The organism is Klebsiella sp. R445 (genome assembly GCF_051131755.1).
Taxonomy (GTDB): Bacteria; Pseudomonadota; Gammaproteobacteria; order Enterobacterales; family Enterobacteriaceae; genus Klebsiella; species Klebsiella lignicola.
In genome coordinates, this window is sequence record NZ_CP180446.1 from 2,559,277 (window position 1) to 2,572,696 (window position 13,420).

Here is a 13,420-nt window from a genome sequence, read left to right on the forward strand (position 1 = left end):
TGACAAATGATTGAATGGATAATCCGTCGCTCGGTGGCCAACCGCTTTCTGGTGATGATGGGCGCGCTGTTTCTCAGTATCTGGGGCACCTGGACCATCGTGCATACGCCGGTCGATGCCCTTCCGGATCTCTCCGATGTGCAGGTGATCGTCAAGACCAGCTATCCCGGTCAGGCGCCGCAGATCGTTGAAAACCAGGTCACCTGGCCGCTGACCACCACTATGCTGTCGGTGCCGGGCGCCAAAACGGTGCGCGGCTTCTCGCAGTTTGGCGACTCCTATGTGTACGTGATTTTTGAAGACGGTACCGACCCGTACTGGGCGCGCTCCCGCGTGCTGGAATATCTCAATCAGGTGCAGAGCAAGCTGCCGTCGGGCGTCAGCGCCGAGATGGGTCCCGATGCCACCGGCGTGGGCTGGATCTTTGAATACGCCCTGGTCGACCGCAGCGGTAAGCATGACCTTGCCGAACTGCGCTCGCTGCAGGACTGGTTTTTGAAGTATGAGCTGAAGACCATCCCCAACGTCTCGGAAGTGGCGTCGGTGGGCGGCGTGGTCAAAGAGTATCAGATTGTCGTCGACCCGCAGAAGCTGACCCAGTACGGCATCAGCCTGTCGATGGTGAAATCGGCGCTGGATGCCTCGAACCAGGAGGCGGGCGGCTCATCGGTCGAACTGTCGGAAGCGGAGTATATGGTGCGCGCCAGCGGCTATCTGCAGACGCTGGATGACTTTAACAACATCGTGCTGAAAACCGGCGCGAACGGCGTGCCGGTCTACCTGCGCGATGTTGCCCGCGTGCAAATTGGCCCGGAAATGCGCCGCGGTATTGCCGAACTGAACGGCGAAGGCGAAGTGGCCGGCGGCGTGGTGATCCTGCGCTCCGGCAAGAATGCCCGCGAGGTGATCGCCGCGGTGAAAGACAAGCTGGAGACGCTGAAAGGCAGCCTGCCGCCCGGCGTGGAGATCGTCACCACCTACGATCGCAGCCAGCTGATCGACCGGGCGATCGACAACCTCAGCTACAAACTGCTGGAAGAGTTTATCGTGGTGGCGCTGGTCTGCGCCCTGTTCCTGTGGCACATCCGCTCCGCCCTGGTGGCGATTATTTCTCTGCCGCTCGGCCTGTGTATCGCCTTTATCGTGATGCATTTCCAGGGACTGAACGCCAATATTATGTCGCTCGGCGGGATCGCCATTGCCGTCGGGGCGATGGTGGACGCCGCCATCGTGATGATTGAAAACGCCCATAAACGGCTGGAAGAGTGGCAGCATCACCATCCACAGCAAAAGCTCAGTAACGACACGCGCTGGAAAATCATCACCGACGCCTCGGTGGAGGTTGGCCCGGCGCTGTTTATCAGCCTGTTGATTATCACCCTGTCGTTCATCCCGATTTTCACCCTCGAAGGCCAGGAAGGGAAACTGTTTGGCCCTCTCGCCTTTACCAAAACCTGGTCCATGGCAGGCGCGGCGCTGCTGGCGATCGTGGTGATCCCGATCCTGATGGGATTCTGGATCCGCGGCACGATCCCGGCGGAAACCAGCAACCCGCTCAACCGCTTCCTGATCCGCATCTACCATCCGCTGCTGCTGAAGGTCCTGCACTGGCCGAAAACCACGCTGCTGATTGCCCTGCTGTCGATCCTCACCATTATCTGGCCGCTTAACCGCGTCGGCGGCGAATTCCTGCCACAGATTAATGAAGGTGACCTGCTGTATATGCCCTCGACGCTGCCGGGGATCTCGGCGGCGCAGGCGGCAGATATGCTGCAGAAAACCGACAAGCTGATCATGACCGTGCCAGAAGTCGCCCGGGTGTTCGGCAAGACCGGGAAAGCGGAGACCGCCACCGACTCCGCGCCGCTGGAGATGGTCGAAACCACCATTCAGCTCAAGCCGCAGGATCAGTGGCGGCCGGGAATGACCATGGAGAAGATTATCGAGGAGCTGGATAAAACCGTGCGCCTGCCGGGGCTGGCGAATCTGTGGGTGCCGCCGATCCGCAACCGCATTGATATGCTCTCCACCGGGATCAAAAGCCCGATCGGCATTAAGGTCTCCGGGACGGTACTGTCCGATATCGACGAGGTCGCCGAGCGGATCGAAGTTGTCGCCCGTACCGTGCCGGGCGTCACCTCGGCGCTGGCGGAACGCCTGGTGGGCGGACGCTATCTCAATATCGATATTCAGCGCGAAAAAGCCGCTCGCTACGGCATGACCGTCGGCGACGTCCAGCTGTTCGTCTCCTCCGCCATCGGCGGCGCCATGGTGGGCGAAACGGTCGAAGGCGTTGAACGCTATCCGATCAACATTCGCTACCCGCAGAGCTATCGCAACAGCCCGGAAGCCCTGCGCCAACTGCCGATCCTGACGCCGCTGAAGCAGCAGATCACCCTCGGTGACGTGGCCGACGTGAAGGTGGTGACTGGCCCTTCGATGCTGAAAACCGAGAACGCCCGCCCGGCAAGTTGGATCTACATCGACGCCCGCGATCGCGACATGGTCTCGGTGGTGCACGATCTGCAGCAGGCCATCGCCCAGCAGGTGAAGCTGAAGCCGGGCATCAGCGTCTCTTACTCCGGGCAGTTTGAGCTGCTCGAGCGCGCCAACCAGAAGTTAAAACTGATGGTGCCGATGACGCTGATGATCATTTTCGTGCTGCTGTACCTGGCCTTCCGCCGTTTTGGTGAAGCCTTATTGATCATCACCAGCGTGCCGTTCGCCCTCGTTGGCGGGGTCTGGTTCCTCTACGCCATGGGGTTCCACCTGTCCGTGGCGACCGGTACCGGGTTTATCGCACTGGCCGGGGTGGCGGCGGAGTTTGGCGTGGTGATGCTGATGTACCTGCGCCACGCCATTGAGGCCGACCCGACGCTGGAAAATCCGCAGACCTTCAGCGTCGAGCGGCTCGACGAGGCGCTGTATCAAGGCGCGGTGCTGCGCGTGCGGCCAAAGGCGATGACCGTGGCGGTGATTATCGCCGGTCTGCTGCCGATTTTATGGGGAACCGGCGCGGGATCGGAGGTGATGAGCCGTATCGCCGCGCCAATGATCGGCGGGATGATCACCGCCCCGCTGCTGTCGCTGTTTATCATCCCGGCGGCCTATAAGCTGATGTGGCTGTATCGCCACCGGCAGAAACCGCCCGCATCATCGTAAGCGGCGGATATCAGGAGGGCGTCAACATGGCGCCCTTTTTTTATCACGCTGATGGCTCCTTACCATTGCATGGCGGTAGCGCAGGTAGAGGTTATTCAGGATCAGCGCTGCCCCGGTAATGCAGGCGCCGATAATTTCCGGGGCCGTGGGCTCCACGCCCGACATAGCCGAAATAGAAAACGCCGTTATCGGCACCACATCCATAAACAGCACGCCATTCAGCGGCGTCAGAATTTTATTGCCGATATTCCAGCACAGGATCCCGATAAAGCCGGCAATAATCGCGGTATAAAAGACGTGAGGGATCACAAAGATAACATCGGCGAGCGCCGGTACGGACACCGCGCCGGTGAGATACAACAGCGCGTTCAGCACCAGGATGCTCGTCATACCGAGGCAGGTTGTGATGGCCGTATATTTGAGCGGCGACCAGTGGGGAAAATAGCCGGCGCCCACCGTATAAATCACCCAGCACAGCGCCCCCATAATGATCAGCGCATTAGCAATATAGCCCGAAGGGCTGCTGAACACGCTGCCATACTGCCCTTTGGTCATTACGGTAAGAACGCCAAAGAACGACAGCATAATCAGGCCGATGGAGGGCACCGGCGGCACAATCCGCCGCAGAATGCCGTTAACCACAATGCCCAGCATCGGCATGGTGGCCATCATGATCGACGCCGTCAGCGCCCCGGTCTTCCCGGCCATCTGCTGGCCAGAAAAGACCAAAAAGCCAAACCCCACAAACCCTGCCGAACCCAGCAGCCAGGCCAGCCACACCCGCTGCCCGCGCAGACTCAAGCCCGCTCGCCCCTCACGTAGACAGAGCGCGATCGCTAACGCCAGCCCGGCAAAACCGTAGCGCAGCGTGGTAAAGGTATAAGGATCAAACCGCGTCAGGGCGCTGGTCATGACGGGAAATGTCGCTCCCCAGGAGAGCGTGGCGATCAGGCAGCAGATCACGCCGGTTGAATAGCTATTTTTCATCGTGAGATATCCGGTAAACGCCCCTGCAACGCGGTTGATGTGGCGCGCAGAAACACAGGCGTACGGCAGAAGATAAATCGGGATTGCCGCAACGCGTAGCCGGCACAGCGACTGCCGTGCCGGTGCGGGTCAACCCGGAGAAAAGACTACTCCGTCGGCAATACGCCCCCTTTCGCCCAATGGGTCCGGGGGATTTCGAGGATCACCACATCCACGCTCTCGGGTTTGCACTTCAGGGTTTCCACGGCCACCCGGGTCGCTTCCCGGGCAAAATCGCGTTTTTGTTCCGGCGTACGGCCAGGTTGCAGCTCTAAACGGATAACAGGCATTTTTATTCCCTCGTAGTAACGCGCCTTATTGGCGTCGACGGATTTATCTTTGCCGATACGGGAAGCCGGATAAATGTGTGTTAGGTTAAGTGATTCAGAACCTACAGGTTGTTAATCATGGATAAACTGGCCGGCATGGAGATGTTTGTCAGAGTGGTCGAATGCGGCAGCTTTGCCGCCGCGGCCGATATCAGCGACGTATCGGCCACCATGGTCGCCAAGCAGATCAGGGCCATTGAACAACGGCTCGGCGCTCGTTTGCTGCACCGCACCACCCGTCGCCAGCAGCTTACCGAAGTCGGCCAGCTCTACTACGAGCGCTGTCGCCGGGTGCTGGCGGAGTTTTCGCTCGCCGAACACAGCGCCATGGAGCTGCAGTCAACCCCCAAAGGGCTGGTGCAGATGGTGGCTCCGGTCAGCTTCGGCAGCCAGGTGCTGGTACCGGCGTTGAGCGTCTACATGGCACAAAACCCGGAAGTAAACGTGATGCTGACGCTGGATAACCAGACCCCCAACTTGCACCGTGGGAATGTGGAATTAGGCATTCATATCGGCAAGATTAACCAGCCAGATATCGTCGCCCGGCCGTTGCGTGCCTATCAGCGGATCCTCGCCGCCTCTCCCGACTACCTTCGCCAGCACGGAACGCCGGAACACCCTGACCAGTTGGGCAATTTTAGCTGCCTGGGGATCTCCTATTGGGTACATCAGGATCGCTGGGAACTGATTGGCCCTGGCGGGGAAATGTTTAAGGCGCTGGTGACAGGGCGATTTACGTCGAACCAGGGGGACGCGCTGAGGATAGCGGCCCTCAATGGCTGCGGGATCGTGCTGCAGCCGGAGTCGATTCTGGCGGCGGATATCGCCGAGGGACGGCTGGTGCAGGTGCTGCCGCAGTGGGCCTACAAACCGACGCCGATGTACCTCATTTATCACCAGGATATCCGGCCATCAGCCAAGCTGCGCAGCGTGATTGATTTCCTGATGCAGCGCTTTGGTGCCGGCCACTAAGCCACCCGCCACGCAACGCCAACCGGGGGCCTGCAACCCCCGGCGACGAACATCAGGCGCGCCTTTTCTCCAGCGCTTCCCACAGCCCCATCAGGTAGGTTACCCCTAAGGCGCGGTCGAACAGCCCGTATCCCGGACGCCCGGTCTCTCCCCAGATAAAGCGGCCATGGTCGGGGCGAATATACCCGTCAAAACCGTTATCGTGCAGCGCCTGCATAACGCGGTACATATCCAGCGAGCCGTACTGCGAAGGGTGCGCCGATTCGTAGAAGTCTTTGTCTTTAATCAGCTTGATATTGCGCACGTGGGCAAAGTGGATCCGCTTGCGGCGCGTAAATTCAGCAAGGATTTCATAGACGTTGTTATTCGGGTCTTCGGCAATTGAGCCGGTGCACAGCGTAATCCCGTTGGCCGGAGAATCGACGGCGTCGCAAATCTTCGTCAGGTCCGCATGGTTTTTAACGACCCGCGGCAGACCGAAAATAGAATACGGCGGATCGTCCGGGTGAATCGCCATTTTCACGCCCACTTCTTCGCAGACCGGAATAATCGCCCGCAGGAAATAGAACAGGTTCTCGCGCAGTTTATCGTCATCCACTCCGTCATAGCGGGCGAAGAGCTCCTGCACTTTTGCCAGACGCTCTGGCTCCCAGCCCGGTAACGCAAAGCCGTTGGCGTTATCGAGCACCTCTTTGACTACCTCTTCCAGGCTCTTATCAATGCCGTGCTTTTCGAAGGCCATGGTGAGGGAACCGTCCGGCAGGACGTAATTCATGTCGGTTTTCATCCAGTCAAACACCGGCATGAAGTTATAGCAGATGACCTTTACCCCAAAGCCCGCCAGGTTACGGATGGTTTGCTTGTAGTTTTCGATATAGCGGTCGCGTTCGGGGGTGCCAATTTTGATATCGTCATGAATATTAACACTTTCAATCACTTCCATCGTCAGGCCCGCGTCGTGAGCCTGTTTCACCAGCGCATGAATTTTGTCGACGGGCCACACTTCGCCGGGAGCTACGTCATACAGCGCCCCCACCACCCCCTCGACACCCGGCACCTGCCGGATATATTCCAGCGGAATTTTATCTTCCTGTGGCCCAAACCAGCGCATTGTCATCTGCATTTCGTATCCACCTTTTCGTTGCGTCAGTGCATCATGTTGATGCGCATGTACCATACTAGTATTGAATAGCATATGCACTAATAGTCTGCCGATCAACCACCCAATAAAAAAAAGAGTACGTCGACGCAAGAAATCTATTTCCCGAACGCAACGCGTGAAGGCCCAGCGGAGGAATTTATTGTTTTGTCCTTGTAAAAGAAAATAATGAATTTAATTTTTAGACTTACACCAATACTGTTATTTATTAACATAAAAATAAATATCACTGCATTTAACCCAGTCCTTGCCCTGCCCATCAGGTAATAATATGCGGTAGGTCACATTTTCACCATTACATCTTGTATGGTAGTAGACTATAAATAAAAAGAGGGGTTAACCTCGTGCTCATTGAATCTCCGAAATGCACAGAACCCCGCTTAGTCGCGGAAAACCTTAGCGCAAGAAGCACCGTTCATGGAGTAGGTATGTCGCTGATAAATAATCATTTTATGATAAACAACGAGCCAGGACAGCGGTTATATTCTGACGTAGCAAAAGCATTGCCGATTATTGATTACCACTGTCATCTTGACGCCAAAGCGATTTGGGAAAATAAACCGTTTCGCGATATCACCCAGCTGTGGCTGGAAGGCGATCATTATAAATGGCGGGCGATGCGGGCCAATGGAATACCCGAACAGAAAATTACCGGTAATGCCAGCGCGGAGGAAAAATTTGCCGCCTGGGCGCAAACCGTCGAATCCAGTTTTGGTAATCCGCTGTATCACTGGACCCACCTTGAGCTGAAACACTATTTTGGCATCGACGACACCCTCAACAGCAAAAACTGGCGCGATATTATGGCGCGCTGTAATGCGCAGTTGCGTCAGAACGATTTTTTACCGCAGGCGCTGATCTGCCGCTCCAACGTCGAAGCGCTGTGCACCACCGATGGCCCGCTCGACGACCTGACCTGGCACCAGCTGCTGGCGACAAAAACCGATTTCGCCACCCGGGTTCTGCCCACCTTCCGCCCGGATGAACTGTTCGACGCCCATCCCGACCGCTTCCTGACGTTTGTCTCGCAGCTGGCGCAGAAAACACAGCAGACCATCACCTCGCTGGAGACCTTCCTCGCCGCCCTCGAGGCGCGGGTGAGCTTTTTCCACGACACCGGCTGTCGCGTGTCGGATCACGGGCCGCTGGAGATCCGTTTCCGCCCGCTCGATGCCGCCGGTCAGGCCGCGCTGTTTCAGCGTCGGCTGGCAGGCAATGTGCTGACGGAAGACGAATGCCAGGCCTGGGACAGCATGATATTTGTCGCACTGGCCAAAATGTACAAGCAGCGCGACTGGGCCATGCAGATCCACTTTGGTGCCATTCGTAACAACAACCTGCCGATGTTCAATCAGGTCGGCATCAACTGTGGCTTTGATTCCATTGGCGATCAGACCCACCTGGCCCAGAGCCTCAACGCGTTGCTCAACGCCATGGTGGAAAATAACGGCCTGCCTAAAACCATTGTTTATAACCTCAACGCCCGCGACAACGACGTGGTGGCCTCTACCATCGCCAACTTCCAGAGCGGTGAAGACGGCATGAAATCGCCGCTGCAGTTCGGCTCCGGGTGGTGGTTTAACGATACGCGACGCGGCATGGTTAACCAGCTGAACGCGCTGGCCGATCAGGGCTTGCTGGCCAACTTTATCGGCATGCTCACCGACTCCCGCAGCTTTGTCTCCTATACCCGCCATGACTATTTCCGCCGGATCCTCTGCGACCTGGTGGGCGGCTGGGTCGAACGCGGCGAAGTCCCGGACGATCGCGACATCCTCGATGCCATGATCCGCGGAATTTGCGTGGACAACGCCCGCCGTTATTTTCGTTTTTGATAGCCAGAGACAGGGATAAAGCATGACCCGTAAAAACAGAAAGGTAACCATCCCCGTCAGTATCGGCTACGGCCTGACGGACATCATGGGCGGCGGCGCATTTACCGTTATCGGCGCCTGGCTGCTGTTCTTCTACACCACGTTTGTCGGCCTGTCGCCGATTGAAGCGGCGTCGATTGTGGCCATCGCGCGGATCGTCGATGCGGTCGTTAGCCTGTTTATGGGCAGCTTCACGGACCACTTTTATAAAAACTACCTCGGTAAGAAATTCGGCCGTCGCCGCTTCTTCCTGCTGATCGGCGCCCCGCTGATGCTGGTTTACACCCTGCTGTGGCTGGACGGCATGAACTACTGGTTCTATCTCGCGGTGTATCTGGCCTTTGAGATCATCGCCGCCATGGTGCTGATCCCATGGGAGACGCTGCCTTCAGAGATGACCAAAGATTTTAATGGCCGGACCAAGCTGTCCACCTGCCGCATGTTCCTGTCGGCCTCCGGGACCTTTCTGGCGACCTTTATTCCAGGCCTGCTGATTGCCGCGCTGGGGGAAAACAACGCCGATGCGTATCTGATCAACGGCGTGGTGTTTGCCGTGATGTTTATGATCTGCGTGTTTATTTCGTGGAAAGTGACCTGGGAACGCGAACTGACGCCGGAGATGCTGGCGGAGCTGGAGAAAGAGCAGACGCCGAAGAGCGGTGCCGAAAAACTGGCTGCCTTTGGCAACCTGTTCAAGGAGTATGCCTCGACCCTGAAAGTTCGTGCATTCCGTAAGCACCTGGCGATCTATCTGTTCTCCTTCACGGCGAAAGATGTCTACAACACCGTGTTCGTCTTCTTCTGCGTTTACTGCCTGCAGGTCTCCTCTTCGCTGGCGGGTTCACTGCTGTCGATGAGTATTGTCGGGCTACCGGTGACCCTGGCGGCGGGCGTGGCAATCATTAAGTATGGCCCTTCCCGGCTGTATGTTTTCGCCTACAGCCTGATGTTGCTGTGCCTCGGCGGCTTTTTCCTGGTGTATCAGTTCCCGACCGACAACAAAGTCATGCTGCTGGTGATCCTCGCCGGCGTGTACCAGGTTGGCCGCTGCGTGCTGGAATTTACACCGTGGAATGTCTTCCCGTTTATTCCCGATATTGACGAGATGATCACCCGCCAGCGTCGTGAAGGGCTGTTTGCCGCCGTGATGACTTTCTCGCGGAAAACGACGGTCGCCATCGCCACCTTTGCCGTGGGCCTGCTGTTGCAAAGCGGCGGCTTCGTGAAAGGCAGCCTGACGCAGCCGCAGGAAGCCATCAACACCATCGCCACGCTGCTGTTTGCCGGAACCGCCGTGCTGCTGCTGATTGCGTTGTGGCAGGCGCTGACCTTCCATCTGAACAAGCGCACGCACAAGATTTTTGTCGATGAGATTGAGCGCCTGAAGGCCAACGGTCTGAAGCAGGAAGTGACGCCTGAAGCACGCCATGTGGTTGAAGACCTGACGGGTTACCGCTATGACACGCTGTGGTGCGACACGCCGCCGGAGCGGGTAAAGGCAGGAGAACCCACCACCGTTCTGAACTGACAAACGCCGTCGGCAGCAGCATCACGCCTGCTGCCGCACGGCTCAGTACCACAAGCAAAAGCCGGTGTATCACCCTCTCGCGAGCACCGGCTTTTTACTGCCCCTGGGCGTAAGCCCACTTGGGGAAACGCGAGCTACTGCACCATCTTCTGCGTTTTTTCGACGTCTTTCAGACCGCCTTCATTGATGGCGTGTTTATACCCCATCTCCTGCAGCATTTTTTCCGCTTTACCGGACTGGTTGCCGGTATTGCAGTACAGATGCAGCGTGTCGTCTTTATCTTTGGTGACTTCGCTAATGCGTGCTTCCAGCTGCTTCAGGGGAATGTTTGTCGCCCCTTCCACATGCGTTTCCTGATACTGGTCGGAGGTGCGGACATCAATCCAGTGTTCAGCGGCCCACAATGATGTGGAGGCCATGAGCAGAGCACCCGTTACGATCGTTTTTTTGACTATCTGACCCAGAGTAAACATCACGGTAGTTCTCCTTTTTTGTTTTTCCTGACATCGGCAGCCATAGTAGGTGAAACTATTCCTGCAGTTCTTTGACCTCATCTGGAAAATGACGAGAAACTGTTCAGGATACCTCGCACGGGTTGCATTTCCGACGAAATAGCCATAATTCATTCATGGATTATATGCATGTGTAAAAGCGAGTAAAAAAAGCAGGGGGAGTGGAAGCCGGGGATAAAATGGCTATGCTTAAAGATAACGTCACGTTGTAATTCATTGATTTTATTTCCAGGGAGTAGATATGGGGTTCTGGAGAATTGTATTAACGATTATTCTGCCGCCGCTCGGCGTGCTGCTAGGGAAAGGCTTTGGCTGGGCATTTATTCTGAATATTGTGCTGACCCTGCTGGGCTACATCCCCGGCCTGATTCATGCTTTCTGGGTACAAACGCGCGATTAATCCACGTTCCTGTACGGCGCAGCAGCGCCGTTTTTACTTGTTCAGTGATACCGGGCCTGCCCGCGGTTTATATTCACTTCATTTATTCTTCAAAATATATCCAGTCGCATTATCATTTTTTATTTAATTCTGAAAACAAGCCAGAAAGTTCTTATTATGTTTTGTTTTCAGCTGGATTTTATTTTTATTACTGGATAAATTCACAGGTGTTATTTGGTCGCGATATGAACGTGTTACTGCACGTCCATATCGCTCATCACAATCACTATTTATAGAGAATAGCCATTATGACTGATGTGGATTGTATTTCAGATTCGGGTGAACCAGAAGTATTGCCCAAAAATAAGCGCCAGTTAACCGTGGGTTATGTGCGTCGTTTTACCGACCACAGCCGTCTTGCAGCATTGACCATGAGCGGCAAGTGGCTGGAGGCCGCCGGGTTTACGACAGGCACTAAAGTGGATGTGCGAGTGATGGACGGCTGCATTGTGCTGACGGCAATTGAGCCCGAGCCGGAACTGGAAGCGGCGATGCGCCGGGTTGAGAAGCTGTCGGCAAGAAAGCAAAAGCAGGTTCAGGAGTTTATTGGGGTGATAGAGGGGAAAGGCGTGCGGGCGTAATCAGCATTGCTCCTGATGGGTCAGGAGCGTTTATTTTCTTGCAGCAGGCGTTGTAATGCTTGCGGTGTTAACGGCGGATGAGTTCGGTGCAGCATCGCGTGGCAATTAGGGCATACCGGAATAAGATCGGTGTTAGGGTTCAGCTGGTAATCCTGTTTGATCGCCGACAGCGGTACCAAGTGGTGAACGTGAATAAAGCCTTTGCCAATATTTCCGTATTGTTTTTCCATATCAAGGCCGCACACTTTGCACGCGCAACCATGATAGCGAATTGCGGCCTCCCGGGCGCGACGATCCCTTTCGTAGCGGTTAACCAGGACCTGAATAGCTGCCCCTTCGACAAAATCAGCCGTCGAGAGCCATTCGTCCGGGAAGACATATTCCTCAGCCGGGTCATTTTCTTCAGGACCATGAATGATCCGAAACCCTTGTTCGGTCAGCAGTCTGACGCACTTCGATTTAACCCCACCACTAAAGTCCGCCGGCGTAAATTCCACGCCCGTCATCAGAGTCGCGGCGATGCCCACGATGGCTTTTGAGGGATAGCGACGCCCTTCAAATTCCACTTCATACAACCGCGCCGGCTTGAATTGATGCGCGATACCGGCATCGTAAGCGTGGATGGCTTCGATGATACATTTGCGTGGAAGATGGTCAGGCAGCGTTTTCATAGAGTGAATTAATGTTGTCGAAAGAGGCTTTATTATACGTAAAGCCGCAAGTTACTTTCCAATACATGCATTCAAATTATGAATCAGACGAGACCGACGTTAAGTCTCAGGGCTTAGAAGCTTGAACAGGCGGTGTTTTGCGAGCATCATCGCAATTATTTAGCTCACGATCTGACGCGATGCCTTCCAGTAAACCCCTACAACACGCGATTGCCAATATCACAATCTGGCGTAAAGGCGAGCAGCGTGCACCGCATAAGCCGCTGTTGTTACTCCACGTGCTGTCTCAATATCAGCGTGGACACCCGCGGATGTTTGATTACACATCTGAGATTCGCGATCAACTGCGTAGTCTGCTAGAACGCTTTGGCCCGCAGCGTGCGCAATACCGCCCGGATATGCCTTTCTGGCGTTTAAAAGGCGACGGCTTCTGGGAACTTCACAACGCCGAGCTGTGCTCGACAACAGGAAGCGACCAGCCACCGCCTAAAGAGCTGGAATCCTGCCACGTGGCGGGAGGTTTTGACGAAGAGCATTACTCGCTACTCGCCGCGAACAACAAGCTGATTAACACCCTGGCACATCAGATCCTCGACGCCCATTTCCCAGAGAGTATTCAGGAAGAGATCGCCGACGAGATGGGTTTTAGTCTCCAGCAAATCCGTAGGGAACGCGATCCGCAGTTCCGCCAGCAGGTCCTTCGGGCCTATAACTACGAATGCGCCATCTGTGGCTTCAATATGCGCCACGATAATACTTCTATTGCGCTGGAAGCGGCCCATATCAAATGGAAGCAGCATGGCGGCCCCTGTGAAACCCCCAACGGCCTGGCGCTATGCGCCATTCACCATAAGGCGTTTGATAAAGGGTCAATTAGCCTGGATGAGCATATGCGGGTCCAGATTTCCCCAGCCGTTAACGGCAGCGGCATCGTCGGAAGACTGTTCTGGGACTTTGACGGAAAACCGATCGGCTTACCGCAAGGGAGAGACAATTACCCGAAAGAGGGTTTTGTGGAATGGCACAGGAAAGAGGTGTTTAGGGGCTAATTCAGGTGGGGAAAAGCCAGAGAAGTGGTGTTGATATAGGGTTTTATATTTTGTCATATGAATTTTTATGCCCTACTACTGATACTACAATTCCGTCAGCCACAAAATAGTGAATAAT

12 protein-coding genes are annotated in these 13,420 nt (G+C 55.6%); 7 read left to right on the top strand and 5 right to left on the bottom strand.

Going from position 1 to position 13,420, the window contains the following annotated elements; all coding sequences use genetic code 11:
• Positions 1 to 6: 6 nt before the first annotated feature.
• The gene (locus tag ACMYSN_RS11960; protein WP_462498113.1) at positions 7 to 3,162 is read left to right on the top strand and encodes a CusA/CzcA family heavy metal efflux RND transporter; all 3,156 of its coding nucleotides are present in this window, start codon (positions 7 to 9) and stop codon (positions 3,160 to 3,162) included.
• 21 nt (positions 3,163 to 3,183) lie between these two features.
• Here ACMYSN_RS11960 and ACMYSN_RS11965 read toward each other — a convergent pair whose 3' ends face one another.
• A complete protein-coding gene (locus ACMYSN_RS11965; RefSeq protein WP_462498114.1) occupies positions 3,184 to 4,149 on the bottom strand; it encodes a DMT family transporter in 966 nt (321 codons plus the stop codon).
• 146 nt (positions 4,150 to 4,295) lie between these two features.
• Positions 4,296 to 4,478 carry a 4-oxalocrotonate tautomerase gene (locus ACMYSN_RS11970; protein ID WP_434586537.1) on the bottom strand — a complete coding sequence of 61 codons (183 nt, stop codon included), beginning with the start codon at positions 4,476 to 4,478 and terminating at the stop codon, positions 4,296 to 4,298.
• Positions 4,479 to 4,595: 117 nt separating this feature from the next.
• On the opposite strand from ACMYSN_RS11970, the gene ACMYSN_RS11975 reads away from it, so the two are divergent.
• Positions 4,596 to 5,489 carry a LysR family transcriptional regulator gene (locus ACMYSN_RS11975; protein ID WP_462498115.1) on the top strand — a complete coding sequence of 298 codons (894 nt, stop codon included), beginning with the start codon at positions 4,596 to 4,598 and terminating at the stop codon, positions 5,487 to 5,489.
• 52 nt (positions 5,490 to 5,541) lie between these two features.
• On the opposite strand, the gene uxuA is transcribed toward ACMYSN_RS11975, so the two are convergent.
• Complete coding sequence (gene uxuA, locus ACMYSN_RS11980; protein WP_462498116.1) at positions 5,542 to 6,612, bottom strand: mannonate dehydratase; 1,071 nt, start codon at positions 6,610 to 6,612, stop codon at positions 5,542 to 5,544.
• Between the two features lie 464 nt (positions 6,613 to 7,076).
• Between uxuA and uxaC the strand changes: the two genes are divergently transcribed.
• Together uxaC and ACMYSN_RS11990 are read left to right on the top strand one after the other, a co-directional pair.
• Positions 7,077 to 8,483: a glucuronate isomerase gene (gene uxaC, locus ACMYSN_RS11985; protein ID WP_462498117.1), complete on the top strand. Its 1,407-nt coding sequence runs from the start codon at positions 7,077 to 7,079 to the stop codon at positions 8,481 to 8,483.
• Positions 8,484 to 8,505: 22 nt separating this feature from the next.
• On the top strand, positions 8,506 to 10,050 hold the full coding sequence (locus ACMYSN_RS11990; RefSeq protein WP_462498118.1) for an MFS transporter: 1,545 nt from the start codon (positions 8,506 to 8,508) through the stop codon (positions 10,048 to 10,050).
• A gap of 134 nt (positions 10,051 to 10,184) precedes the next feature.
• Here ACMYSN_RS11990 and pspE read toward each other — a convergent pair whose 3' ends face one another.
• A complete protein-coding gene (pspE, locus tag ACMYSN_RS11995; protein WP_462498250.1) occupies positions 10,185 to 10,523 on the bottom strand; it encodes a rhodanese-like domain-containing protein in 339 nt (112 codons plus the stop codon).
• Between the two features lie 280 nt (positions 10,524 to 10,803).
• On the opposite strand from pspE, the gene ACMYSN_RS12000 reads away from it, so the two are divergent.
• Both ACMYSN_RS12000 and symE read left to right on the top strand, forming a co-directional pair.
• On the top strand, positions 10,804 to 10,962 hold the full coding sequence (locus ACMYSN_RS12000; RefSeq protein ID WP_015585265.1) for a YqaE/Pmp3 family membrane protein: 159 nt from the start codon (positions 10,804 to 10,806) through the stop codon (positions 10,960 to 10,962).
• A 287-nt stretch (positions 10,963 to 11,249) separates the two neighbouring features.
• Positions 11,250 to 11,582, top strand: a complete 333-nt coding sequence (symE, locus tag ACMYSN_RS12005) for a SymE family type I addiction module toxin (protein ID WP_462498119.1) — start codon at positions 11,250 to 11,252, stop codon at positions 11,580 to 11,582.
• A 20-nt stretch (positions 11,583 to 11,602) separates the two neighbouring features.
• Here symE and ACMYSN_RS12010 read toward each other — a convergent pair whose 3' ends face one another.
• Positions 11,603 to 12,253, bottom strand: a complete 651-nt coding sequence (locus ACMYSN_RS12010; protein WP_462498120.1) for an HNH endonuclease — start codon at positions 12,251 to 12,253, stop codon at positions 11,603 to 11,605.
• Between the two features lie 179 nt (positions 12,254 to 12,432).
• Here ACMYSN_RS12010 and ACMYSN_RS12015 point away from each other — a divergent pair, with 179 nt between their 5' ends.
• The gene (locus tag ACMYSN_RS12015) at positions 12,433 to 13,302 is read left to right on the top strand and encodes an HNH endonuclease (protein ID WP_462498121.1); all 870 of its coding nucleotides are present in this window, start codon (positions 12,433 to 12,435) and stop codon (positions 13,300 to 13,302) included.
• Positions 13,303 to 13,420: the final 118 nt, after the last annotated feature.